The sequence below is a fragment of the Enterococcus sp. S53 genome (genome assembly GCF_016516865.1).
GTDB classification, from domain to species: Bacteria; Bacillota; Bacilli; order Lactobacillales; family Enterococcaceae; genus Enterococcus_D; species Enterococcus_D innesii.
Genome location: NZ_JACVUH010000009.1, coordinates 1 through 26,643 on the forward strand (window position 1 = coordinate 1; position 26,643 = coordinate 26,643).

Sequence of the window (26,643 nt, forward strand, 5' to 3'; positions counted from 1 at the left end):
GTCGCAGTGATTCCGCTGCTTGGTCACTACGCTCGCTGCTCTCGCCTAGTACTATTCATCATCTGCTCTGTGCGGCTTGCGCCGCCCAGTCGCAGTGATTCATAGCAAAAAAGTGAGATTCGGGTTGAACCTCACTTTTCTTTGTTTGATTAACGACGTAATCCTAAAGCTTGGATTAATTCGCGGTAACGTTGTACGTCTTTTTGACGTAGGTAAGCTAATAAGTTACGACGATGTCCAACTTTTTTCATCAACCCACGGTATGAATGGTGGTCTTTTTTGTGCATACGTGCATGTTCGTTCAAATGGTTGATTTCTTCTGTTAAAACAGCGATTTGAACTTCTGGAGAACCAGTATCTCCTTCATGACGTGCAAATTTGTTGATGATTTCGTTTTTGCGTTCTTTTGAAATTGCCATGTTTTTCACCTCTTTTTCTTTTTCCCCTGCGACTGAGTAAAACGTTGGTGATTCGTTAAACCAAGTAACAGGTACTGTGCTTTTCACACGTAATTACTTTACTTGATTCTAAGTAAAAAAGCAAGTTTATCTACCTATTCTTTTCGTTTCTTTTGAAAGCTCCTCCAAAACTTATGTTATACTTAGGATACTACTCTATCTAAAGGAAGTGTAAGGATGAGCGTTCTTTCCCGAATCGAGAGCATGAAAAATGAATTATCGCTTTCTGAGAAGAAACTCTTCGCATTCATGGAGGCCAATCCTGAAAAAGTGCCGTCGATGACTGCGAGTCAATTAGCAGAAGCCACTGGGATCAGTGCACCAACCGTTGTACGTTTTGCGAAAAAAACCGGCTTTGCTAGTTTGACAGATTTAAAAATACAATTATCTGCCGAATCCGGCTTGCGCCACAATGCCAATGAGCATTTAGGTTATGCCGATGTTGAATTAAACGAGCCCTTTCATGCCATCACCTCAAAATTGAGCCACAATGCCCAGGTGACCATGAATGAGACGGCCCAATTATTAGAAGAACAGCTGATGTTGGCTGCCGCTGAACTGATTGCGACTCGTGAACGCATTTTTGTCTGCGGAATCGGTGCCTCCTCTTTGATCGCACAAGATATCCAACAAAAATGGACTCGTTTAGGCAAGATCGTCGTGTTTGAAAATGACTACAATCTCTTGTTGCCGCAACTTGTCAAAAACGAGAAAAAAAGTCTGGTCTGGGTCATTTCCAACAGTGGACACACGCCTGAGATGGTTCACTTAGCCGAAATCGCTAAAAATCTTGGCGTTCCGATCCTGTCACTCACCCGCTTTGGCAGCAACCCGTTGACGAAGTTGGCGGATGTTCCCCTGCAAGTGTCCCGTTCCAAAGAAGCCAACCAGCGGAGTGCCGCTACCAATTCAATCATCGCCCACCTATTAGCGGTCGATGTCCTTTTCTATGTCTTTTTAAGTAAAAATGAAAAGCTGGCACGCAATATCTACGCGTCACGCCAAGCCATCGCTGATTTTCGTGAGAAGTATTTGTAAAATGTTCATACCCAAAAGAAATCCGCAGGAACATGTTCCTGCGGTATTTTTGCTTCTAATCGGACACTTTGATCAATCAATGGCATTTTTAGCAGCTACTTCTGCCAACCAAAAACTGGACGCTTTGGGATAACGCTCGAAGTTATTCTTCAAATCTACTCGATAAAAACCATAGCGGTTTTTATAAGCGTTCAACCAGCTCCAGCAATCCATAAAGGTCCACATATGGTAGCCGAAACAAGGTGACCCATCTTCGATCGCGCGATGCAGCTGACGCAAATGGTCTTCAACAAAGGTAATCCGATACGTATCATTGACTTGCCCCGTGGCATCCATGAACCGTTCTTCCTCTGACACCCCCATGCCATTTTCGGAAATAAACCATGGCATGTTTTGATAGTCATTCTTCAGACGCATCGCAATATCGTAGATCCCTTCTGGATAGATTTCCCAGCCACGATGAGGATTGATTTTTTTCTCTGGCCAATCGTACCCACGAAACAACTGACGCGGCTCAAAGGGACCGGATGCTGCCTTCTGCGGAAGTGGTGCCTGGATCCGCAACGGTTGATAATAATTGCAACCGATAAAATCTACGGTATTTTCACGAAAAACTTCCGCATCTGCTGCCTCATATTCAGGGGTCAATTGATGCTCCTTGAACAAGCTCGTTAGTTTTTCAGGAAATTGTCCATAAACGACACAGTCCAAAAAACTGCGAATATACAAGAGGTCCGCCCATTCAGCGGCTTCTCGATCAGCCGCTTCTCGGCTTTTTGGATAAACAGGTGACAAATTCAAAATGATACAGATTTCTCCATCAGGAAGTGCGAGTTTACGAAACTCAGCAACCGCCTTCGCATGAGCTAGCAAAGTATGATAACCCACTTGGATCGCCCGCTTGAAATCACGCACTTGCGGCCAATGAGCATCTCCGTAATACCCACATTCAATATGCACCAATGGTTCATTAAAGGTCGCCCATTTTTTCACTAAATCGCCGAATTGTTCAAAAGCAGTTTTTGCATAAAATGCAAAATGGTCAACGGATTCCCTGGCTTCCCAGCCTCCTTTCTCCATCAGCCACCAAGGCATGTCAAAATGAAACAAATTAATGATCGGTTCGATGCCTTGATCCAGCATTTCCTGAAAATATGCCCGATAAAACTTTACTGCCGTCTGATTCAATGTTTTTCCGTCTGGTAATAAGCGGGTCCATGCAATCGATGTCCGATAGGAATTTAAGTTCATGGCCTTCATGTTTGCCACGTCTTCACGGTATTGATAGTAGGTATTTGAAGTGTCGCTTGGTCCGACACCATCGTAAAAGCGTGACGGCTCTAACTCAAACCATTTGTCCCATGTAGAGGGACTTTTGCCGTCAACAGCCGCAGCCCCCTCGGTTTGCGGTGCTGACGCGGCCGCTCCCCATAAAAAGTTTTTTGGAAAGTGAATCATTCTTTTGCTCCTTTCTTAGTTACCTGCCACGTACGGTCAGGGTTGGATCGTTGAAATAAAAATCGATACTGCTGACCTGCTGTTTCGACTTCCAGACAAAACGATGCAGTAACTTTTAAAGAAATTGCCAGCTGCTGCAATGATGCTTCATCGATCACGAGTTGAAAAGCTACTTGCCCTTGATTAGGCACCCATACTTTTTGAAAGCCACACAGGACTTTTTTCCTCGGCACATATGCTTTTGTGTACTCTTTTAGATAACATTGAATGACTTCTTTGCCAGAAACTGCCGAATGATTTTCGAGTGTGCCGCTAACGATAATGCCTTCACCTGCATATTCAGCCGAAACCGCGCTGCAAGTAAAAGAGGCATAACTAAGACCATAACCAAAAGAATATACTGGTGCGCCGTTTTGATCGAGGTAGTCTTTTTGAAACGCTGTGTTGCGATAATTATAACAGACTGGCAGCTGTCCAACCGTATCAGGAATAGAAACTGCTAATTTCCCACTAGGAACCGTTTCGCCAAAAAGAATCCGAGCAATCGCTTCCCCTCCATATTGGCCGGGATAGCCAGCGTAAAGCAGTCCATCGAACAAGTCTTGCAAAGGTGCTAAGCAATGCGGTCGACCGGAAATCACGATCCCAATCAGCGGCTTTTGACTCTTCTTCAACGCAAACAGTAAATCCAACTGGCATTGCGGCAAATCGAGGGTAGCCAAGTCGATGTTTTCTCCACTGGTCATTTCCTGAGATCCCCTTAAGGCGGCACCGTTTTTGTCAAAATCCGTTGTGAAATCACGGGCACTGGAGCCGCCGATCGTCACTAAGATGACATCCGCTGTTTCTGCAATCTGACAGGCTTGCCTTCGTTGAGCCAGTGTGCCACTAGAGATTTCGCAGCCTTTCTCGTAGAAGAAGTCAGCTTGATGCGTACTTAAACTGGTCAAACCTTCCCAAAGGGTCGTACATGTTGTTTCTTCCTTGAATGGCGTATAATCCCCCAGCTGATGATAGAGCTGTTTAACGTGAGGACCGATGACGGCAATCTTTTGTCGCGTTTTCTTCAAAGGCAAAATGCCATTGTTCTCTAGTAAAACAATCGATTCCTCCGCCAATTTCAAGGCAACTTGTTGCGCCTTTTCTTTACGGGGCAATGAAACATGGGGCGTTGCTTCTTTAAACAAGCCAAGTTTTTCTTTCAAAAGAAGCACACGGCGGACTGCATCATCGATCGCCGTTTCCGCAATCAGCCCCTCAAGGACAGCTTCTTCTAACACTGGGAAAACTTCATCCCATAAACTAACATCCACACCGCTGGTCAAGGATTTGGCGGCCGCTTGTGGGCGGCTCCCCAGCCAGTCAGCAATCCGATCCAGCCCGCACCCATCGGCCATCACAATTCCCGTAAAGCCACTTTCTTCTCGTAAAACCTCTTGTAACAAATAAGCATTAGCATGGCAAGGAACACCATCTAGATCATTGTATGCAGCCATACACCCCAAGGCCCCAGCAGCAATCCCCGCTTTCATTGGTGGCAGATGGATCTCGCGGAATTCCCGATCACCGATTGCCACTGGCCCTGCATTGTGTCCCCCCATTCCTGCACCTTGGGCAGCAAAGTGCTTTAACACCGCTAAAACGTTCTGTTTTTCAATCGTTGCTTTTGATCCTTGTAACCCTCTGACGGCTGCTTTGGTAAAGCTACTGGTCAAAAACGGATCTTCACTGAAACATTCTTCTGTTCGCCCCCAACGAGGATCTCTAGCAATGTCCAATGCGGAAACCAAGCCGACATGGGCCCCTTTTGCCCGAATCTCTTGAGCAGTGATGGTTTGGGCCGCTTGATACAGCTCTGGGTTCCAACTAGAACCAACACTAAAATTGACCGGAAACGTCGTCGCTTCCAAACCTTGGTGACCGTGAGGACACTCTTCACTGAGAAGGGCCGGAATCCCCAGCCGAGTGTGCTCCTGCAAATAAGTTTGAATCATAAGGGATAGCTCATAGGACTCCGTGGTCGTCAGGCCGGTTTGCTGATTTCTACCTGACCAAGGATCAGCCCGAAACACGCCGTAGATCCAGCCAAGACTGCCAAAACGAGCTACTTCTTTTTTAAAGGTTTCAGTTAAAATAATTTTTCCATTGTTTTTTTCGTAAACTTCCCAACCATACAGACGCTGATTCAGCTGGCCGATTTTTTCTTTCAATGTCATTTGCCGTAAAAGTGTCTCAATCATATGCTTCTCCATTTCTATTTAGTCTTCTAAATAAAGCATGATGGTCTGGATCTCAAAAGGCTGGAAATGGATTGTGATGCTTTGGGCATCCAGCGGCTCCACCGGCAGTTCAGCGACGGTTTCTTCCAAAAGATTCGTCAAAACCGCTTTTTTGATTCTTTTCTGGCAGCGCATTTGACAGGCGGTGGTTTGATTGTGATATTCATACAACCGCACGATCAGTGCCTCTTCATCTTCGGCTTTTTTCACCGTATCCAGTAAGACATTCTTTTGGTCGACTGCTAGAAAAGCATCCCCTGATAGTTGTGACACCCTTGGAACCGTCAGAACGGGAACATTTAATGCCAATGCTTCTTCCATCGTTTGCGCTTCTTGCCAAGTTCCTTCGTGGGCGTACAAGGAATAGGTAAACTCATGAAGGCCTTGATCTGCTTCAGGATACGGATCGATCGGCGATTTAATCAAAGAAAGCCCGATTTTTTGATAATCCGTATTGAACCCATATTTCGAATCCGTCAAAATACTAACCCCATAATTCCCTTCTGAGAGATCTACCCATTTTTGTCCACAGCTCTCAAAACGCGCTTGGTCCCATGTCGTGTTTTGATGCACAGGCCGTTTTACCTGCCCGAATTGAATATCAAACGTTGCTTCCAATGTGTTAACATCAATCGGCAGCAATGCCTTTAACAGCAGTTGATGCTGATGCCAATCAACCGTTGTTTCAAAATCGATTCTTCCGGTGCCATGGTAAAAATGCAGCCATTGCGTAATAAAAGAATCTTCAAACTGACGTTTGATCTTCAAGGTATCGCGAATCTCCCCTTGCTCAACAACCTCAGCTGAGAGAACTTGCTTCACAGGATAAGGCTTCTTCTGGTAATAAATATCAATGTCCCACGCATCATAATCCATTGGCAGATCTTCGTAAGCCACTAACTGATTCAACCGCTCTCCTTTTGGCACGATTTCTCGCTGCTGCCGTTTGTCAAATAAAGAGATGATGTCAAAGTGTTCGTCAAAAATCACTTTAAAATCAACCGTTTCAAACGATTCCTCCAGCCGCATTGCCACTTGCTTTGATTGAGGCACAGCTGAGACAGGGGTCAGTGTTTTGCAGCTCAATCCAGCCATGGCGGGAATTTTGACTAAGAGCCGGTCATCATAGGTCCGCTGAGTCAGGTAAGCTTCTTTGATCCCTGTCTGATCGTCTAAATAGACCAGACCCGTCCGCTCTTGTCCCAGCGGATTAAAGACATGCCATGACTTAGCTTCGGCTGCTTGCGCCGCTGGAATCAAAGCTTCGATCAGCTTGCAGCCTTTATCAAAGAGCTGTTGATACTCTTGATCCGTCTGATCATAAACTTCTTTGATCGAGCTTCCCGGTAGAATGTCATGGAATTGATTAAATAGCAGCTGTTTCCAAAGTTGTTCTAATTCAGCTTGCGGATAACGATTGATTGCACAAATACTATAAAGTTTTTCAATCGTCTGTAAGAAAAATTCTCCTTGGCGATTGGCCTTCTTGTTTTTGCCAATCGAAGTCAGTGTTCCACGATGGTATTCAAAGTACAATTCGCCGTACCAGACCGGGCCAGTTTTTTCCTTAAAAGAATCTGCCAGTCGATCAAAAAAGCCCCCCACATGATTGCCAGTAATCGTCGGCATATCTGGCAGTGTCTTTTGCAGCCGTTTCTGGACTTCTAGCATCTCTTTCGTCGGGCCTCCGCCACCGTCACCGTACCCATAGGCAATCAAAATTTCGTCGTGCTGATCTTTTTGCTGATAACGTTCAAAACTGCCTTTGATCGTGTAAGGATCTAGCAATCCATTATATGTCGTGTAATAATCTCTGGGACTGTACCCTTCACTGATGGTGGTAATAAAATGCGTCAAAACGCGGCTGCCATCAATTCCTTGCCAGTAGAAAGAATCAAAAGGAATTTGATTGAACTGGTTCCATGACAGCTTCGTCGTCATAAAGTAGGGCGTATTTGTTTTGCGTAAAATTTGCGGTAAGGCGGCTGAATAACCGAAGACATCCGGTAGCCATAAGATGCGGCTATCGACTTGAAATTCCTCTTTCATAAACCGTTTGCCATAAAGGATCTGACGAACCAGCGATTCCCCTGAAGTCAAATTGCAATCAGCTTCCACCCACATCGCCCCGTCAACTTCCCATCTTCCTTCTCGAACTTTTTCTTTGATTGCAGCGTAAAGTTCAGGATAATGTGTTTTCATGGAGAGATACAGTTGTGGTTGGCTTTGAAAAAACGTGTAATCTGGATACTCCTCCATCAATTTCAAGACCGTCTGGAAACTGCGCTCGCCTTTTTCAATAGCTTGCTGTGCCGTCCAAAGCCACGCCAAGTCGATGTGGGTATGGCCGACAGCCGTCACTTTTTGTTTTGGTGTATGCGCTGGTAAGTAACATGACGCAAGCAGTTGCTTGGCTTTTGCGAGACTTTCATAAAATGCCGCTGAGTAGGGCGTACGAAAATCCAAGACATTGGCGACTTGACCAAGGACTTGTTGATAAAATGCTTCGTCACCGCCAAAGGCACGAATGGCACGCCAACTATCAAACAGCGTATAAAAATCAAACCAGAGTTCATTGACGACAGGATCCAATGCCAATAAGTTGATATGCAGTGGGAATGGTTTATCGGAACGGCCCGAGAACAGATCAATCTTCAGTTTGACTGCTTTTTGTTGATATCCTTCAGCCAAAGTGACCTCTCGATGATTGACATCGATAGCTTGGACATAGGTATCGTCCAAATAAATTTTGATTTGGGGATTGGTGGTGTTGTCCCACTCTGAGAGACTTGAATAGACTTGTAAGACGACACAAGGATTCCCTACCCAGTCAGCGGGAACTTGAAAGCTGCCTTTCAACTGATAATAGGTGTTTTTTTCTCCGAAATAACTCCCTTGTTCATACGGTACCCAATCCTCTTGTTTTAAAAAAAGCGGGTCTATTGGCTGTTGATAGCGTACACGGTACTGTTTTAATTTGTAGAAAATTTTTCGGATGCGTTCAAACTCGTAAGGCTGCATAACTCTCATTTTTCTTTTGACTCCTCTATCTATTTTTTGAAAAAAAACGGGTGGAGATTGATTGTCTCGACCCGTTTCCCTTATCGTATGATATTAGTTTGCTTTCCAGCGGTCATAGGCCGTTTGATAGACTTCGACATATTCGTCAATGCCCATTGCTTCGATCGTTTTCACATAATCGTCCCAATTGTCTAATGGCTCGACACCTGTGATAAACTTCGCTTCCATTTGTTCTACATAAGTTGTCAAATCAGTGGCAGTGGCTGCTACTTTGTCATTTTCTTCAATCGTTAAATACAGTAGCGGGAATGGTACTTCAGCGATGTCTTCCATCTTTTCTGCCGTTTCTTGTGCAACCCAATCACTAAAACGAGTATCTGGTTCTTCATCAGCCGTTTTGCGGATATGGTATTCGCCTGTTGTATCAATGACAATGTTTGGTGTAGTCAATCCATACGCCGGCGTGATTTTGCCGCGTTCGTCTTCCGTGTTATCTGTATCAATGCCATCCACATAAACCCGGACTTTTTCGCCATCCGCATTTTCTTGGTACTCCCAAAGAACACCTTCTGGCCCTTGTTCAATATATTTTGTACCTTCTTCCGAATAGAAGTAATCCACCCAACGCATGGAAGCTTCTGGGGAAGGATTGACATTGGTCAATGCAAAAGTTCCGCGGGAGATTCGTGGACTGCCAGGAATCTTGGCTTCTGGTGCCCATTCAGAGGTCAACGGTTGGAACATTGGATCGTTCATTGCCTCTGCCTCACTGCGACCAGTAGTAAAGAAGCTGAAATAGTCGGCAAAAAGCCCTAGTTGATTGTTTTCACCCTTCGCTTTTTTCTGCTCATCGGACTGTCCATAAACTTCTTTATCTAGTAATCCTTCATCGTACAGTGTATTCATGTATTCCAAGAATGCTTTGTAGTTTTCTGATGTCGGTGTGTAGGAGACCACATCATCGTCCACTTGAATCCCGCGAGTCCGTAAGCCAAAGGCGGCCATCAACCAAACACGTGTCGAGTTCATATCGACATCCGTCAATGGAATCTCGTCTGCTTGACCATTTCCGTTAGGATCTTCGTCTTTGAAACGCGTCAACAATTCTTGCAGTTCCTCCGTGGTTTTCGGCAGTTCTGATACGCCTAAATTATCTAGCCACGTGCCGTTGTACCACATCGGGCCTTGCCACCAGATTGAAGTCGCATTCCGCGAGATCATTGGCAAGGAGTAAATGTGCCCATCTGGCGTGGTGATCGATTTTAAAATAGAAGGATCTTCTTGCGTCAGTGCATAAAGATTTGGCATGATTTCTGGCGTGATATACTCCTCTAAGGGAAGTAAAATCCCTTGTGAACCGTAATCGATCTCCATCGAAGCCGTCAGTGCTTGCGAACCAGCACCGTAAACGATATCCGGCAAGTCGCCGGAAGCAAAGGCTAAGTTCAGTTTCGTACTAAAGTCAGCCGATGGCGGTGTCGTATAAGTCAATTTGATACCGGTTTTTTCTTGGTAATCCTGTAGCGTCGGCATGTCTTCCCACTCGGCCATTCCCACACCTGGTGCCATGATATTCAAGGTCAGCTCTTCGCCTTCTTTGATGATTGGAAATTGGCTGTCATGATTGATAGCAACCTCTTTCTTTTCTCCAGTTCCCTCATCTGAAGAATTGCCGCAGGCACCCAAGACGAGGGTACTGCATAAAGCGACACCCGCCATTCCTAAAAGTTTCTTTTTTAATCCCATTTTCTTCCTCCTTTGATTTTTTTATCCTTTAATTGAACCGACCATCATGCCCTTGACAAAATACTTTTGTAAGAACGGATAGACGATGATTACCGGTAACGAAGAAACGATCATGACACCGTACTTGATGACTTGAGCGAGTTGCTGTTTGCTATATAGCATGTTCGCCATTTCTGAAGTCACATTGCTGACGGTATTTGAAGACATATCTTGAAGAATCAAAATTTCTCTTAAAATCATCTGCAGCGGGTACATCGATCGATCAGAAAGATAGATCAATGCGTTAAAGAAGCTGTTCCAATGTCCGACGCCATAGAACAAAGCCATTACCGCAATGATCGGCGTTGATAATGGTAAAACGATCTGCATGAATAGCCGAAAATCGGAACAACCATCCACAATCGCTGCTTCTTCCATCTCTCGCGGAATTGTGGATTGAAAAAACGTTCGTGTAACAACCACATTGTAAACTGAGACGGCCCCCGGAATCACCAATGCCCAAACGGTATTCAGCATGCCTAAGCTGCGAATCAGCAAATAGCTGGGAATCAAGCCACCAGACAGGAACATGGTGACCAGCATAAAATTGGTGAAGGCCCGTCGCCCATAAAAATCTTCTCGCGATAACGCATAGGCACAAGGCAAAGTTACCAATAGATTGATCGATGTTCCTAACACTGTATAGTAGATCGTGTTCAAATAGCCACGCCAGATACTGCTGTTGCCCAATAATGTTCGATAGCCTTCGAAGGTGATTCCTTTTGGCAAAAGCCACATTTCACCTGAGTTTACCAGATGCGGATTTGAGATCGAAGCGCTGACGATATAGATCAGCGGATATAAAACGATCAGCAATGAAATTGCTAAAAACACATAAACAAAGATCAAAAAGATTTTATCAGCACGGGTATCTTTTATTAAAGAAGTTGTTTTCACTTTTGGTCCTCCTTCCTACAATAGACTAGAATTGCTTAAACGTTTGGCAATATGATTGACTACGATCAACAATACGGAATTGATCAGTGAGTTAAACAGGCCGACTGCCGCAGCAAAACTGTACTGCGCATCTAACAGCCCTTGCTGGTATACAAAGGTCGCAATCACATTCGAGGATTGCATATTCAAAGGATTCTGCATCAAGATGATTTTTTCAAACCCAACTGACATCAAGCTGCCGAAGCTCATGATCAATAAGATCACCATCGTGGGCATGATCGTTGGAATATTGATATACCAAACGCGTTGCAGACGAGACGCGCCATCGATCGTTGCCGCTTCGTGCAGTTGCGTATCGACTCCAGATAGAGCTGCCAGATAAATCACCGACCCCCATCCCGTTCCTTGCCAAACCCCGGACAGGACATAAATCGTTTTAAACCAACGGGGATTGGTCATAAAGCTGATCCGCTCGAAACCCAAAAATTCTAATAGGTGATTGATGATCCCTGTTGAGGGAGATAAGAAAGCAATGACCATACCAACCATGACCACCACAGCAATAAAGTTTGGGGCATAAGTGACTGTTTGGGTAATTTTTTTAAACGGGCCGTCTTTGATCTCATTCAAAGCCAATGCCAAGATGATCGGCAGCGGAAAACCGACAACCAATGAATAGATACTGATTCCTAAAGTATTTTTGATAAGTTCCCAAAAATAATAGGAATCGAAGAAACGTTGAAAATGTTTAAATCCAACCCAAGGACTGCCCAAAATCCCTAATGATGGCATATAATCCTTGAATGCAATAATGATTCCATACATCGGTCCATAAGAGAAAATCAAAATAATCAAAAATGCTGGTAACACAAACAAGTACAATTGCCGATTTTTCTTGATCTTCATTTTTATATCTTGTTTCTTTGTTTTAGGTACTGAAACGGTTTGTCTGATTGGCGCTGTTTCCATTCTTCCTTCTCCTTGCTTGGTGTTAGCCTTATCATGAATTGTATTCGTTTTCAAATCAATGTGTATTTTTTTCCCTATGTGTCGAAACGCGAATCCCAACTGCCCCAACGTTCGGGTGGCTGATATCCGACCATAAGAGATACGGTTCATCAGCATTTTTATAGATTGGTAACGGTTTTTTAGTAGCTAGATCAATTAGCTCGTCTTCTTCAGTTGCGCCGATCTCTGTTAAAGGAATCTGTTCGCAAACCACTGCAGCGATACTGCGAAATGCAAAATGAGCCTTGCCGTCTTTTTGATAGGTCAAATGCCATTCATTTGGCCAAGCTGTTGGTCTCGCCCGCGTTTCATAGATGCCTTCACCATATAGCGCCAACCAATGGCCGATTTCTTCTAAGCGTTGGGTCTCTTCGAATGTAAATTCGCCCTCAGGTGTTGGGCCAACACCTAAAATCAAATTTCCCCCTTTGCTGACTACATCAATCAAGGTTTCCAGCAGTTCTTGGCTGCTCTTGAAGGTATCATTCGGCACATAGCCCCAATCATTCCCAATCGGGATATTGCTTTCCCAAACTTTTTTAGGAATTTCCGCTAATGCAGGAATTTTGCGTTCCGGTGTCACATAATTTTCATGACGGCCACCCATCATCCGATCAACGATGATCAATTCCGGCTGTTTCTCACGCGCAATCTCAGCTAAACGATCCATTTGTAGGTCTTCTTTGCCTTGTCCGCACCAACCGGCATCTAACCAAAGAAAATCGACTTTTCCGTAATTGGAAGTAATCTCTGCAATCTGGCGATGCACAAACGACACATAGCGCGCCCAGATTTCTGGATGAAGGTGGGTGTCGTAGCTGGCATGACGGCCTTTGACCGTATCATCATCCAACCAGTAAAAAGGAGAATACCAGTCAGCTTTAGAATAGTAGGCTCCTGTTGCAATCCCTACTTCTCGAAATGCCGTAAACACTTCTTGCAATATATCGCGTTTAAAGGGACTTAATTTCCCACCGATTTTAAACTCTGATTCCATAGTATTGAACATCGAAAACCCGTCATGATGCTTTGTCGTGAACAAACAGTACTTAAATCCTGCATCCTTACAGATCTTGGCCCATTTGCGGGTATCCAGCTTCTTCGGCTCAAATTGATTGATCAACTGCCAATAATCCAAACGTAGTGCTTCGATAGTTTCTCGATAGGGCTGGTTTTCTCTAGCCCATTCATCTTTTTCAGATAATTGCCATGATTCAACGATCCCCGCTTCGGCATACAGCCCATAATGGAAGATCACTCCGAATTTCAAGTCTTGAAACCATTCCAGACGCTGCTTGAGCATTTCTGTTTCTGGGACCCACGCTGCTTGCTCTCTCTCCTTGGCTTCTTCAATATCGCCGCGAATTTTTGTCATGCATTTGCACTCCTTTCTTTGTTCTAAATGTAAGCGAAAAAAAGTCCATCTAACAATATGTAACTTTTTTCACTGTGTTAAACCAAGCAAGAGCGTTTGTAACATTTGTAATGAAGAAAGCTTCCTTCCATAAAAACGTGAGGAGAAATAAAGCGGGTCAAACATATTTGCTGTGTTTTTCCTGTATGAGATGTGTGGTTTTTTTCATCCATACCCACTATCCATGGATCAATGGTACGATAAGAACAATAATTAAAGCGGATACAATATGGTTATCCGTAAGAAAGTGAGGATCTTATGAAACAATCCAATGGTCTTTATCATGTTTCCTATCAAGTCGGTGAATGGCTCCTCCATTGCCTAAAATTGCAGTTTCTTTGGTTCTATTGGGTTTTGCGATACGGGATATTTTTAGGGATTTTTCCTGCCACCGCTACGATCATTCAAGCTTTTTTCGACAGTTTCCAAAAAAAGGGACGACCAGCGGCTTTGAAGTCTTGGTTCAGAACTGTCGTGAAAAAAAATTTCCGTCGCGCCAATCAATTAGGAGCCATGCAAGTGGGTTTGCTGCTTTTCTTATGGCTAGAATTGCGCATCTCTAGTACCTTTATCCAAAATAGCTTGCTTCACTTTTTTTTGCTGCTATTGTTTATCAGTGCCCTTTTGATCAGCTTGTATCTGCTGCCAGTGTATTTGCGTTATGACTTGCCCCTTCTTCACTATTTTAAACAAGCGGTAATACTGATGGTTATCAGTGTTCCCCAAACGATTGCGATGATTTTGGGAATCTTAGTAACTACAATCATTTTGACTTTTTTACCGATTTTATTAGTCATCGGCTTTGTTCCTTTTTTCCTTTTTCCCAATAGTTGGTTCTCTTTTCAAGCGATCCAACGTTCAGAATCATTGCTGATAAAAGAAACTTAAGAAGGGACGTTCGTGATGAAAGACATTTTTATCCAAAGTAATGAAAACCTTGATGATTTTTTTAGTCACATACTACCGGAACTAGCGTTGCGAGAATCACCGCAAGGGCATCCATTACAGCTGATTCAACGGCCCGGTTCTCTGAAAATTTGCCACGGTCCGCTAGAAACAATCATTTACTATCAAGAAAAAGCCCATTTGTTTCGGGCGTTGACCTTGTGGTTGCATGAGGACCGCCCTGTCTATATCCTGGAGGAACACCCTCATTTTGAAGCAATTGGACCAATGATCGATTTGTCCCGCAATGCAGTAATGACCGTTGAAAAACTGCAACGCTTTATTCTATTGACAAGCAAGATGGGGCTTAATCACCTCATGCTTTATATGGAAGACACTTATGAAATTCCAGAGTATCCTTATTTTGGTCATTTACGAGGCCGTTATACACAAGTTGAGTTAAAGAAGCTTGATAGCTATGCGCAATCTATAGGTGTAACTTTGATTCCAGCGATTCAAACATTGGCACACTTAACGAATCCCTTAAAATGGGGATTTGCTAAAAACATTCGGGACACGGAAGATATTTTACTGGTGGGAGAAGAAGAAACGTATACCTTTTTGGAAGCAGCGATCCGTTCGTGTTTTACGACGGATCAGCTACACATTGGCATGGATGAAGCTCACCAATTGGGGAAAGGAAAATATTTGGTATTGCACGGTTTAAAAGACCGTTTCTCAATTATGGCCGAACATCTGCAGCGGGTAGCTATGCTTTGTCAAAACGTGGGTTTTAAGCCGATGATGTGGAGCGATATGTTTTTTAGGATCGGTGCACCTACTGGTGATTATTACGATCCAGACGTGTGTTTTCCAACAGAATTGTTTACTGACCTTCCTGCTGTCAAAATGGTTTACTGGGATTATTACCACCATGATCATGCCTCTTATCAGCGAATGTTTGCGAAACATCGGGAATTAAAACAGCCGATCGTCTTTGCTGGAGGTATCTGGACTTGGAACGGTTTGGCGCCGAACTATGGCAAAAGTTTCGCCACCATGCGTCATGCCTTGCAAGCCGCCAAAGAAAACGATGTTCAGGAAGTCTATGCCACACTTTGGGGCGACGACGGAGCTGAAACACCGTTGATTGCTGCGCTACTAGGTTTGCAATATTTCAGTGAAGCGCAGTTTGGAAACGACCTTTCGTTAGAGAATTTAACTAAAAAATTTCAGCTCTTTCACCAATCAATAGCCAACGACTTTTTACTGCTTGATCGCTTTGATCAAACTGCAGGTGTACCAGAAAATAATCCTCACGGAGAAAACCCCAGCAAGCTGCTGCTCTACCAAGACTTGCTGTATGGTTTGTATCATGAAAACTTAACCGATCTTTCTTTAGCATCCCACTATCAAGCATTGGCTCAAGAGTTGGCCGCTGTGAAAGCAACACGGGACACACAAACGATGTTTGCCTTTTATCAGCAGCTGGCTGATGTTTTGGCACAAAAAGCCTGCATTACCAACCAAATCACCAGTGCCTATAAAAGCAAGGATCGCAGCGGACTGCGCCAAGCAGTCGATGAGCTCAGTGTCTATAAATCCGCCTTGCAATCCCTTTATGAAGCCCATCGTCAAGTCTGGTTTGACTGGAATCGACCTTTCGGTTTTGAGAGTATCGATCTGCGCTACGGCGCCTTGCTGATGCGCTGCGACACGACACTCTGGCGGCTTACTGCCTTCTTGGACGGGGAGCTCGATACTTTGGAAGAATTAACTCAACCGTCCTTACCAATGGTGACCCCTTTCAGCGGCAGTACTTCTGTGGGTCGCAATTTATTTCATGGAATCTATAGTGCGGGGAAAATTTCTGATGTTTAAAAGAAGGAGTGAGAAATTATGAAAACATCCTTGCTGCGCCGAACCATCATCGTGAGTTTACTGGCTGTTGTTAGCCTATTCTTTCTCTATTTTCTAACAACCGATTCTTCTGCTCCAGTTCATGCCCAACCTTCAGAAAAACTGGAGATGACAGGTAATATTACAAATCAAGCAGCGGCGGAGGCTTGTTTGGCAGTGCTGAAAGAAAATTTACAAGCAGCCTCTGACCAAGACGCGACAGCTTATGCCGCCACGCTCGTGGCAGCGGCGCGAGCAGAGACGACCCAAGAATTGGCTGCTTTTTTTGCAGAAGAACAGCTGCAGCACACGCTGCTTTCTTTTGAAGTCGTTAAACAAGAGACAGAATCCATGCTGGTCGCGGCGCAACAGAAAACGATCAGCCCAAAAGATTCTTCCTACCGTGATCACATCACAGAGGCTTACCATACTTTCGTTAAGGAAGCAGATGGCTGGAAAATTCAAGAAACAGTCATGACGAATACAGAATTTCTTTAAGTGAGTGAAAAAGGAGTGATTTTTAATGAGAACGTATAGGAATTGGCCTGCCAACTACCCTGACCCAAACTGGTTTCTCCATGATCGGTTTGGCTTATTCATCCATTTCGGCCTATTCAGTATTGGCGCTCGACACGAATGGTTTATGACGACAGAAAAAATTGAACCTACCACCTATCGCGAGAACTATTTTTCTCAGTTTGATCCTGATCTTTTCAACGCGGAGGAATGGGCTCAAACCGCAAAGAAGGCCGGTTTTCAATACATGGTCTTCACGACGAAACATCATGAAGGCTTTGCCCTTTGGGACACCGCGCTCAGCGACTACAAAGTAACCAACACCCCATTCAAGCGAGACCTCTTAGCAGAACTGCTGCCGGCATTTCGCAAGGTCGGCATTAAGGTCGGACTGTATCATTCGCTGATCGATTGGTATCATCCAGATTTCACGCTCGACGGCCTGCATCCGCAACGAGAGACTATTCAATCCCGTCAAACCAATGACCAGCGGGACATGCGCCGTTATCAAGATTTTTTGGCTGGTCAAGTCACCGAACTATTGACCAATTATGGGACCATTGATTATATGTGGTTTGATTTTCCATATAGTCATAGAGATTGGGGCTGGTCAAAAGGCAAAGGTGCCGCCGATTGGGATAGCGAACGGATCGAAAAAATTTGTCGAAACCTGCAACCGAACATGCTGCTGAATGACCGTTTGGATTTGGGCCGCGGGATTACCACCCCTGAGCAATTCCAACCAGACAAACCATTAGAAGCGGATGGATTGCCTTTAATATGGGAAGCGTGCCAAACGATGTACGAAACGTGGGGCTATGATCGTGATGCTCAGCACTGGAAATCCAGTGAAATGATGACCAAAATGCTGATTGACACAGTAGCAAAAGATGGGAACTTTCTCTTAAATATCGGCCCGACTGCTCGTGGAGAAATCAACTTACCAACTCGCAGCCATTTAGAAGCCATCGGTTCATGGATGCATTATCATCAGCAAGCGATTATCGGCTGTGGTGCCAGCTCTTTTCAACCGCCTATTGACAGTCGCTACACCCAAAACGGGAATAAACTTTACTTGCACCTCTTCTCCTACCCCTACAAATCCTTGCATCTTCCGGGACTTGCAGGATGCGTGAAGCATATCCGTTTCTTACATGATGGTTCCGAGTTGTTTTATCGAGGATTTGATCCCGAGGAAGTTCTCACTTCAACGGAAGCCATCATCAACAAAGAGGACCTTGTTCTCAGCTTACCCGTCTGCCCACCAGATGTGTTGGTACCAGTGGTAGAAATCACTTTAAAAGAAACATAAGCGCCTATTGCACTGTGCTAAATGAATATTTTTATTGATACAAAAACATTGTCCTTACTTTCTTTACAAAAAAATGACTAGAAACTGATCGTTTCTAGTCATTTTTTATGGCTATTTTTTCAAGAACTCCCCAAATTCGCTTATACGAAAGTAGCAAACTAGCTTGTTGAACAGGTGATGAGAACATCCAGACGAGTTGCTTGCTTAATCCTTCCTTAAAGGTACTTACCACGGGAGGGTCAAAGTTTCTTGGACAAATAAAGAACAAGATCGTCATTGTTGCAACAAGGCGCATTCATCGCACAATTCTGATTATTGAACCAAACACCAGACCCATCTGGAATATAGCCTTGTTTTACATACAGTCTCTGGGCCGATCCATAACCAGTGTGTAAACCTACCCCCAAAGTCACCACGGCAGCTATTTCTCGTGCCTTTTCTTCGGCTGCTTTTAAAAGCTGACTGCCTACCCCTTGTTTTTGATAGGATTCAAAAACATTAAAATCCGCAATTTCTGGATACAAGCCTTTAAATGGCCCGTGCTTTGCTAGAGGGACCAAAGTCAAATACCCGGCTGTTTTGTTGTTTATTTTGGCAAGCAAAACGTATCTCTCCCCCGCTTCTTGCTCATTTAAATACTCCATCAAGAGCTGCTGGCGAGAAGGCCACCCTTGCTTTAAAAACATTTGATCCATTTCAAGAATATCTTTTCTCTTCAACGGTTGAATATCTATGATCACTTATTTGCTCCATTTCTCCCCTCACTCGGAGTTACGTTCATTTTATCAAAAATACTATTGGCTGTTGTTTCACTTGTCGCTATACTTATTCAGCATAAAGAAAGCAACAGGGATTGTTAGCGATGCGCCCTTTCACCCAATTCCTCTAACAATCAGCTGAAGGTCGCTTCCCACCCATCATAAAGCTTTTGAAATGTCTCTTTTGGTCGGTTTGGCTCATTATAAACTTTTTGGCTAATGGCCGCTTGGAGCCAAAAAATCGCTTGGATCACTTCACGGCTAGTCTGAGCCTCAGGTACATCCGCCCAGACGGATAAGGCGATCGCCTGTGTTTGGGCAAGCTGTTCCTGTGCAACTTGTTGTCCATTGGCAAACGTCGTCAACTGGAATTCATTGCTGATTTTTTCGTAAGTTGGATAGGTATACCCTGCCGCTTCTCCTAAGACATAATAGAAAAAATTATCATTGTGATTGATCATGGTATAGCCCTTTTCAAAAAAGACTTCCGCCGGCGCCATATTTTGGTTCCAACGGGTCCAATAGGAGATTTGGCAATTCTCCGTCAACGTTGTCTGCTCTTGGCGATTCAAGCGGTAAAAACCATCATTCCAGACCCGCACAACAAAGCCGAGACTTTCAACAAAGGCCGCCAGCTCATTGACATAATCAATAAAAACTTCGATTCCGCTGGCTTTTTCCCCATAGCGCTCGCGGGCTGCTTCGATCATTTGTGGAAAGTTTTCTAACTGGTCAAAATCAATAAACTCATCAGCCCCGATGTGAAAATAGGTACTGTCTTCAAACAGTTGCGCATATTCCCGATAAACTTCCTGAATAAAGGCTACCGCTTCTGAATCCAAAATGTTCAGTGCTCGATCATCACGCGTGCCATCGGCTGTCGGTAATTGCCACTCGGGTTTTTGAGCCAATACTTGCCGCAAATGACCAGGAGAATCAAAATCAGGGATGATGGCAATTTCATAGTTTTGGGCATACGCAATCAATTCACGAATCTCCTGCTTGGTCAAATATTCTTCCGAAACAATTTCTGGAAATTGCTGGGATTCAATCCGAAAGCCTTCGTTTTCCGAAAAATGAAGTTGCAGATGCGTGAATTGGAAGCAAGCCATGCTGCGGATGATTGCTTTCAAATCTGCTAGCGAATAGAATTTGCGCCCGATATCGATCATCAGACAGCGTTCTTTAAGCGCTGCTAGATAGCTTTTCTGTGCTAATTGACCCGTCGCCTGATCTCGGCCATATTTGGTTAACGCGTAAAAGGCATGTTCTGGCGAGGACACACTGATTGTTTGGTTTTCAAATCGAAAATCAGCATCCAGCTGCGGATCGACCACTATTTTCGGTAACGGATCTTTCGCCGACTGCCAACCTATTTCCTCAAAAAAGACGGCTGCTCGTTGCTGAGCTTCTGTTAAATCAACTTGTTTGTTCATCTCATTTCCCCTCATACTTTCAATAATTTCTCATTTTTTGGTTCATTTCACGGTATTGCCCTGGTGTCACACCTACTATTTTTCGGAACTTTCTCGTATAATTGGAAACATCATAATACCCATTGTTGCGAATAATTTCTTTGATCGGCAAATCTGTTTCAATCAGTTCCTCTTTGATTTTTTTCAGCCGTAGTTCTTGAATATATTTGGAGAAGGTTTTGCCGCTTTCTTTTTTTACAAAACGGCTGACATAAGAAACAGAAACACCAACCTCTTCTGCCACCGATTCTAGTGATAGCTGAGAGGAATGGTAATTTTCTTGGATAAAACTGAAGATTTTCTCATTCATTTCCGACTCATCATCCAGCGGCAGTTTCTGCACCTTCGTGCAAATCTGCTGGGCAATCGTTAACAGGGCAGACTGCAATTGATTCAAGCTGTTGAAATCAGCACTTTCAGAAGCGGTATGCAGTACTTCTGCCCCCACCAATTCACCGCCGACTTGTGCGATCGTATTCAACAAGTAGTAACCATACATTTTTTGGACACGCGGCGAAGTCTGTTTACTCTCGCCTTCTTCGATCAACCGCTGGATCGTTTCACTGGCAATCTCAATATTTCCTTGATTCAAGGCTTGGATCAATTTTAATTTTTGATTGTCTGGATAATTGATTGGCAAATGATTGGTCTCTTTGGAAAGCTCCGCATAGTAGCTGATTTGTTTCCCTTGACTTCCTTGATTTTCCAGTGCCGCCAATCCTTCGATATACGATTCATTAATAGCCGTTAGTTGATCCACCGTCATACCGACACCCATTGTGGGTGTTAGGGAGATCGCATGGGTAATTTTTTCCGCGATGGCATCCACAATTTCTTTTTGTTCTTTGCCATCAACAAACCCTACGGTCAACGCTAGCATTTCTTTGGATAAAATTTCCGTCGCATACGCTGTATAATCCGCCTCTTTGATTTCCTCGATATAATCGATCAGAAATTTTTTATCTCCTTGCTTGGCTTTGGAATCCACAGTTTTCGTATCGATGGCGATCACAAAGTAATTTGACTTAGGAAAGCAGACATGAACTGCTTCTAAAAGCAAAGCCAGTTCTTGCTCGGACCGAAAACGTCCGCTCATTAATTTGCGCAACACTTGCTCTCTGGCATGAGGTGTTTGCAGGCGGACTTCCTGATGCAGTTCTTGGTGCTCAACCAAAAATGCCGCCAAGGTATTATGGACATCATCCATCGAATGAAGGGTCATTTTTGGATCACGATGAAACTCCTGAACCAGATTCTCTATTTTGCGAATCGGCCGATAACTACGTAAACCAAGCATCACGACTGCGGTGATCCCCGTAAACAATATGGCGATAAATACTAGGACGAACTGCTCTTGTACACGGTTGACCGATGCCAGCGCTTGATTCGGATTAGCAACGGCTACCACTGAAATATTCAATTCATTATTGGCAATCGCTTGAACAAAATACGTTGATTGTTCAAACCGCATTCGTCCTGTTTGAATGCCTTTTTTCATGCGTTCGGGATGATTTAAAAAGCGCGCTAACTCATCATTGGTGGTACTGGCTAATAACTGGTACTCATCATTGATAATATAGGTGTTACTGATCCCATCGTTATTGCTGAGATCAAGAATTCTCTTCAAATTGTTCTCTTTGATTTCGTAGATCGCTGAGCCATAGACAGTCATCTCTTCACTTTGAATGGGAACGATATAAAAGAAACGGGAATAGCGCTGCTCCTCACCGGCGCCTTCTAATGTCAACAGTGTAGGCGCTGAGGAATCCAATTGTGCGGCTAACTGTTCCTGGCCCATTTCATTTTTCGGCAGTACTTTTTTCAAAAATGTGTCAAAAGAGAATGATCCTACAGTTGAATACAAGGTTGCTGGGGACTCTTTATAATATAAATAGACTTCTTCGACTAAGTCGTTGGTGATTTTGTATGTTTGCATGGCCTCTCTTGCTTCTTTGGTCAAGTAAGGATGCTGCAAATATGTCAATGAGACAACATGATCATTGGTCATTTTTTGCGTCAGATAATTCAATTGAATAAACGTATTTTCTAAAGAATATTTCAACTGAATCAATTGGTTTCTAGCGGTCAGCATCACCTGTTCATTGATACTTTTGACAGAGGTATCATACCAAATCCATGACACGGCTAAAAAAGGCACTAAAAATACGATTAAATAAGAGCTGATGGCACGAATGATTCCCCTAAATAGTTTTTGACGATTCAGTTCCGTGTACTTTCCCATTTGCATCACCTATTCTCTGTTATTTCGAAAGCTCAAAAACGCTTTCATTTATCGGTACTTATTTAGGAGAAAAGAATGTATGATACTCTAATAAAATACGCTTTATTTCAATAAAAAACAATGCTTTTTTACAAGTCAGCTATCAGGCTTGTATATTCTTAACCAGTTATAACAAGCCCCCAACAAATTAGATTCATTGCCGAAACGACAGGCACAAATTTTTGGCACGATAACAGTACTGGGAATCTGCTCAGCAATCATAGCTAATCGTGCGTTTACATGTGGGATCAAGAAACGGCTCGCACTGATTCCACCGCCAATCAAGATGATTTCCGGATCAATCATATATTGCAGGCTATAGCAAGCTGCCGCCAGCTTATCGACAAAATCAGCTACTACTGGCAGACATCGCGGATCTTGTTCTTGAACCAGTGTATCAATACGCTGACCATTGATTGTTGGGTCTCCGATGCGTTTTGCTGTTTTCTCTACTAAGGTTCTGGTTGACCCTGCGATGCTCCAAAGTTCCCAATCCTTCCTTTCGGTCGGAAAAAGCATATAACCAAACTCTCCTGCTAGTAAGTGTTTGCCGCGAACCAGTTGATGATCGATCATCAAGCCACCGCCAACGGATGTACCTAGAACAATTGTCGCAAAGGACGCACAATTTTGAGTGTGACCCAACCACTTTTCTGCCAATAACGCACAGTTACCGTCATTTTCGGCAGCCACTGGACATTGGTATGTACTGCGCAAATGCTTAACCAGTCTTTTACCAAATCCTTCATATAAAGGGGATGTCATGCCGATTTCTTGGCTTCAGGGATCAACCAGTCCCGTTGAGCTAATAGCAATGCCATCAAATGCTGCTGCATAACATGCATCGATCTGTCGACATATACGTTGCGTGACTGTGGAATATTCCTTGTTCATGGGAAATTGAGTCAATTGTTTACGTTCCCCCTGACTATTCACTAACCCACATTTAATAGCAGTACCGCCAATATCAATTGCTAAAATCCACATTTTGTTGACCTCACAAGGTTTTCTTTTGTCTTAGATTCAGTATACGCAACCGATGTTTTTCTCGACCATATGTATTTCTTGCAGCAATGTGTCAAATCCTTTAAAGCATTGAAAAAGCGCGAAATAGAAGATTTTTGGCATTTAAAAAGAGGACCTTTAAGAAGCCAGCGATAGCTTCGGAACTTATTTTTCTAGCACTTGAAAGAGCTGATGTCCCCCTCAGCTTCACAAAAATTTGCCTCATTCAAAGCAAAAAAACGACCTCATTGGATGTAGTTAACTGAGAAACTAAAAAGGGAAGCCGTTGCATCTCTTTTTCTAATGGGATAAGCGATGTGGGTAAAAACAAAAAAAGCGATCACACATAAGACATCAGCCCATGCGTGATCGGTATTCGATTTAATCATTGATTTTTAGAAATAGATTGAAAACTTTCTAAGAACATATTGGCAAATTCTTGGTAGCAAACAGAACATAAATGCGTAGTAAGAACACTTCATTTTTTTCTCTGACTTATCATTGTTCCTTTGATTCATAAAACCTCAAAAAACTTGTTTGCTCTTTCAAAACAGTTCCTGTTCCAAATAATTCACCAACGGAACCAAGTACTTTTTATCCGTCCAATCACAATCTTGTCCATTGGCTTCCATGAGCGCCTTCGTCTGTGGGTCATAGGTATGTGGCTCTTTTTTAACGGCAGCTTTTCTTAACATCTTCACTAAGGTCCGATCAAAAAAGGTCATTTTGCTTTCCTGCCATTGCCCTCTTCCGTAAAAAAGGGGAATGTCCTTTAGCGGACCCGTGAGATTCTGTTCTCTGAGTTTTTTCACAACATCTTCTTCAGGAGCAGAGGCTCCCGCACAAAAGATAAGTATCTCTTTGTCTTTTAGCTGGTTGCTATTCTTTTTTAAAAAGGACAGTCCAGCAATGCCGGAAGCATAGATTCCCCCACAGAAGATAATTGTGTCATAATCCATTACTTCAGCTATTTTCGCTTTTGGAGTTTCTACGCTAGAAAAACCTGTTGCTTCTTGAAGCCAGTGAACATACTTTTTGACAGCGCCGTATTTCGATTGGTAAACAATAATGCCGTTTTTCATGGGGGAACTCCTCCCTGCAGTTAGGACTGCGACTTATTTTTCTGTGGAATTTATTGCCTGTTTCAAAAACATTTCGTACGCTTTTTCCTGTTGTGCATAGATTTCATCTAGTGGAATACCGGGTGTCGTTACTGAGAAAATCGTGCCGATTCCGATGGTGTAAATCAGCATATGCAAGTGTAGCTGTTTGGCGGTTTCTATGCTAATGTTCAAATCGGCGGCAATCCTTTTTGCTACTTGAGGATTCGTTTCCAACTGATACAGCTCTTCTAATGAAGAAACATTCGTTCTTTTTTGCAATACAAATAGCTTCAAAATATATGGTTCTTCTTTGGCAAGTTGCACATACGCATGTCCGGTACTACGAAACAAATCACGCTTGTCAATATGGGCTGCTAAATACTCTTGTAAAAATTGCCGTGCTCTCTGTTCTACCTCGGTCCGCAGCCCCTCCATATTGGTGCAGTAACTATAAATCGGCTGGACTGAACAGCCTAACTTCTCGGCAATGTTCTTGACGATCACTTGCTCCATACCGCCTTTTCGCGCAATCTCAAAGGCAGCATCAACCACCATTTCCTTTGTTATTCGTTGTTTTGGCATCCATCATACTCCTATACCTTAGTTATATAAACAATTTATATAACTCAATTATATTTATTTGATCCTTAGAAGTCAATCCGTTTCGAGACACCTTTCGATCCTCTTTCTGGAAATAAGTGGGCAGCGTTTCTGTCAGCCCCACCTCTCATAGTCTACTCAAATTTATACGCTATTCAGTTTATAACGATACTGGTTGTTTTATCCGCACAAAAAAGATACAGCCCACAGAAAAAGGCTGTACCGTTGATAATACGTATTGACTCTTTTACATTCGAAGTTGCTAGACTTCGGGTGTCTCCTCTGATGGTGCTTCGGGGATCGGTTCTTCGTCTTCATACAAGGAGGAAACCCGCGTATACCATTCAAATACATGGGTAATGATCACCTTGGCAGCTGCATAGACAGGAATCCCTAAAATGACCCCAACAAGGCCAAATAGTTTTCCTGAAGTCAAGAGGACTAAAAGAATCGTGACAGGATGGATCGACAATTCGTTTCCTAAAACTAACGGTGAGATCAAGCGTCCTTCAATGGTCTGCTCAATGACAAAGACGATCAGGACTTGGATCAGCAATACCGGCCCACCAACAATTCCTAAAAAGACCGCTGGAATCATGGCCAAAAAAGATCCTAAATAAGGGATCAAATTTAAAAAGCCAGCTGCAATGCCTAGTGTGATGGCATAATCTAAGCCAATAATACTAAAGCCGATCATAAACATCACTGCGACCGCAAACGCCACTGTCAGCTGTCCCCGAATATAGGAGGATACCTGGTCATTCATTTCTTTTAAAACGATCAGTGACGGCTGGCGCATTTTGGTTGGTAAAAATTTGACAAAATAAGGGGCTAGTTTGCGGCCATCTTTCAGTAGGTAGAACAAAATAAACGGCATGGTAATGACCGCTAAAACGATCGTCGCAACAGCCCCGAAGAAACTACCTAGATTTTGAATCGTGCTGCGGGAAAGGTTTTGGACGATATCCGTCAGAGAAGAAATCAACTTCTCATTGGAAGCTTCGATCTGCTCTTGGACTTGCGAGAAGATTGGATCAGACAAGATTTCATTCACCTTATTCTCAATAATCGTCAAGTAGCCTGGCAAATTATCCGCAAAACTCATGGATTGCTCTTGAATCTTAGGGATGATCACCACCACACCCCAGACGATCAGACCAACCACTAAAATAAAGAGACCGAAAATACTGTAGATTCGCTTGATCCCTTTGCGTTCTAAGTAGTCAACAGTTGGATTCATCAAGTAATATAAAATGCCCGCCAAAATGATTGGCAATCCGACGATAGCTAAAAATTGCCAGACAGGTTCAAACAAATACGACACTTTCGTAAAGAGCAGCAAAATCAAGAGAATCAATAAAATGACCAGCAAGCTGGTCACTGCTTGATTGTTTAAAAACCATTTCCAAAACCAGGAATGCGGCTTTTTCTGCGTTTCTTTCATGACATTC

General features: G+C 43.5%; 19 protein-coding genes and 1 pseudogene. 5 read left to right on the top strand and 15 right to left on the bottom strand.

Going from position 1 to position 26,643, the window contains the following annotated elements:
• Positions 1 to 149: 149 nt before the first annotated feature.
• A complete protein-coding gene (gene rpsO / locus IAE45_RS11795; protein WP_005228072.1) occupies positions 150 to 419 on the bottom strand; it encodes a 30S ribosomal protein S15 in 270 nt (89 codons plus the stop codon).
• 216 nt (positions 420 to 635) lie between these two features.
• On the opposite strand from rpsO, the gene IAE45_RS11800 reads away from it, so the two are divergent.
• Positions 636 to 1,496: a MurR/RpiR family transcriptional regulator gene (locus IAE45_RS11800; RefSeq protein ID WP_005228070.1), complete on the top strand. Its 861-nt coding sequence runs from the start codon at positions 636 to 638 to the stop codon at positions 1,494 to 1,496.
• A gap of 72 nt (positions 1,497 to 1,568) precedes the next feature.
• On the opposite strand, the gene IAE45_RS11805 is transcribed toward IAE45_RS11800, so the two are convergent.
• From IAE45_RS11805 to IAE45_RS11835, 7 genes are all read right to left on the bottom strand, one after another.
• Positions 1,569 to 2,954 carry a glycoside hydrolase family 1 protein gene (locus IAE45_RS11805; RefSeq protein WP_200126409.1) on the bottom strand — a complete coding sequence of 462 codons (1,386 nt, stop codon included), beginning with the start codon at positions 2,952 to 2,954 and terminating at the stop codon, positions 1,569 to 1,571.
• Entirely contained in the window at positions 2,951 to 5,206 is a 2,256-nt protein-coding gene (locus tag IAE45_RS11810) for a glycoside hydrolase family 3 N-terminal domain-containing protein (RefSeq protein ID WP_200126411.1), read from the bottom strand. Before IAE45_RS11810 ends, IAE45_RS11805 begins: the two co-directional genes overlap by 4 nt.
• Positions 5,207 to 5,212: 6 nt before the next feature.
• A complete protein-coding gene (locus IAE45_RS11815; protein WP_200126413.1) occupies positions 5,213 to 8,263 on the bottom strand; it encodes an alpha-mannosidase in 3,051 nt (1,016 codons plus the stop codon).
• 84 nt (positions 8,264 to 8,347) lie between these two features.
• A complete protein-coding gene (locus IAE45_RS11820) occupies positions 8,348 to 10,000 on the bottom strand; it encodes an extracellular solute-binding protein (RefSeq protein WP_061053315.1) in 1,653 nt (550 codons plus the stop codon).
• A gap of 21 nt (positions 10,001 to 10,021) precedes the next feature.
• Complete coding sequence (locus tag IAE45_RS11825; RefSeq protein WP_008379474.1) at positions 10,022 to 10,936, bottom strand: carbohydrate ABC transporter permease; 915 nt, start codon at positions 10,934 to 10,936, stop codon at positions 10,022 to 10,024.
• Positions 10,937 to 10,951: 15 nt separating this feature from the next.
• Entirely contained in the window at positions 10,952 to 11,905 is a 954-nt protein-coding gene (locus tag IAE45_RS11830) for an ABC transporter permease (RefSeq protein WP_008379472.1), read from the bottom strand.
• A 55-nt stretch (positions 11,906 to 11,960) separates the two neighbouring features.
• On the bottom strand, positions 11,961 to 13,319 hold the full coding sequence (locus IAE45_RS11835; RefSeq protein ID WP_200126415.1) for an alpha-L-fucosidase: 1,359 nt from the start codon (positions 13,317 to 13,319) through the stop codon (positions 11,961 to 11,963).
• 297 nt (positions 13,320 to 13,616) lie between these two features.
• On the opposite strand from IAE45_RS11835, the gene IAE45_RS11840 reads away from it, so the two are divergent.
• Genes IAE45_RS11840 through IAE45_RS11855 form a run of 4 tightly spaced genes read left to right on the top strand, consistent with a single transcriptional unit; the run spans position 13,617 to position 17,970 of the window.
• Positions 13,617 to 14,246, top strand: a complete 630-nt coding sequence (locus tag IAE45_RS11840; protein WP_200126417.1) for a YesL family protein — start codon at positions 13,617 to 13,619, stop codon at positions 14,244 to 14,246.
• 15 nt (positions 14,247 to 14,261) lie between these two features.
• Positions 14,262 to 16,124 carry a beta-N-acetylhexosaminidase gene (locus IAE45_RS11845; protein ID WP_200126419.1) on the top strand — a complete coding sequence of 621 codons (1,863 nt, stop codon included), beginning with the start codon at positions 14,262 to 14,264 and terminating at the stop codon, positions 16,122 to 16,124.
• An 18-nt stretch (positions 16,125 to 16,142) separates the two neighbouring features.
• The gene (locus IAE45_RS11850; RefSeq protein ID WP_077452235.1) at positions 16,143 to 16,640 is read left to right on the top strand and encodes a hypothetical protein; all 498 of its coding nucleotides are present in this window, start codon (positions 16,143 to 16,145) and stop codon (positions 16,638 to 16,640) included.
• Between the two features lie 25 nt (positions 16,641 to 16,665).
• Positions 16,666 to 17,970 carry an alpha-L-fucosidase gene (locus IAE45_RS11855; protein WP_200126421.1) on the top strand — a complete coding sequence of 435 codons (1,305 nt, stop codon included), beginning with the start codon at positions 16,666 to 16,668 and terminating at the stop codon, positions 17,968 to 17,970.
• Between the two features lie 239 nt (positions 17,971 to 18,209).
• Here the strand turns inward: IAE45_RS11855 and IAE45_RS11860 are convergent, their stop codons facing one another.
• From IAE45_RS11860 to IAE45_RS11890, 7 genes and pseudogenes are all read right to left on the bottom strand, one after another.
• Positions 18,210 to 18,710: a GNAT family N-acetyltransferase gene (locus IAE45_RS11860; RefSeq protein WP_081117758.1), complete on the bottom strand. Its 501-nt coding sequence runs from the start codon at positions 18,708 to 18,710 to the stop codon at positions 18,210 to 18,212.
• A gap of 152 nt (positions 18,711 to 18,862) precedes the next feature.
• Entirely contained in the window at positions 18,863 to 20,164 is a 1,302-nt protein-coding gene (locus IAE45_RS11865; protein ID WP_200126423.1) for a family 20 glycosylhydrolase, read from the bottom strand.
• A gap of 19 nt (positions 20,165 to 20,183) precedes the next feature.
• Positions 20,184 to 22,451, bottom strand: coding sequence for a helix-turn-helix domain-containing protein (locus IAE45_RS11870; protein ID WP_200126425.1), 2,268 nt, complete (start codon positions 22,449 to 22,451; stop codon positions 20,184 to 20,186).
• Positions 22,452 to 22,580: 129 nt separating this feature from the next.
• A pseudogene (locus IAE45_RS11875) lies at positions 22,581 to 23,471 on the bottom strand (ROK family protein).
• 563 nt (positions 23,472 to 24,034) lie between these two features.
• The gene (locus IAE45_RS11880) at positions 24,035 to 24,571 is read right to left on the bottom strand and encodes a flavodoxin domain-containing protein (protein WP_200126427.1); all 537 of its coding nucleotides are present in this window, start codon (positions 24,569 to 24,571) and stop codon (positions 24,035 to 24,037) included.
• 33 nt (positions 24,572 to 24,604) lie between these two features.
• The gene (locus IAE45_RS11885) at positions 24,605 to 25,174 is read right to left on the bottom strand and encodes a TetR/AcrR family transcriptional regulator (protein WP_200126430.1); all 570 of its coding nucleotides are present in this window, start codon (positions 25,172 to 25,174) and stop codon (positions 24,605 to 24,607) included.
• Positions 25,175 to 25,454: 280 nt separating this feature from the next.
• Positions 25,455 to 26,636 (bottom strand): AI-2E family transporter, encoded by a 1,182-nt coding sequence (locus tag IAE45_RS11890; RefSeq protein ID WP_077452243.1) that lies wholly within the window; start codon positions 26,634 to 26,636, stop codon positions 25,455 to 25,457.
• Positions 26,637 to 26,643 lie beyond the last annotated feature (7 nt).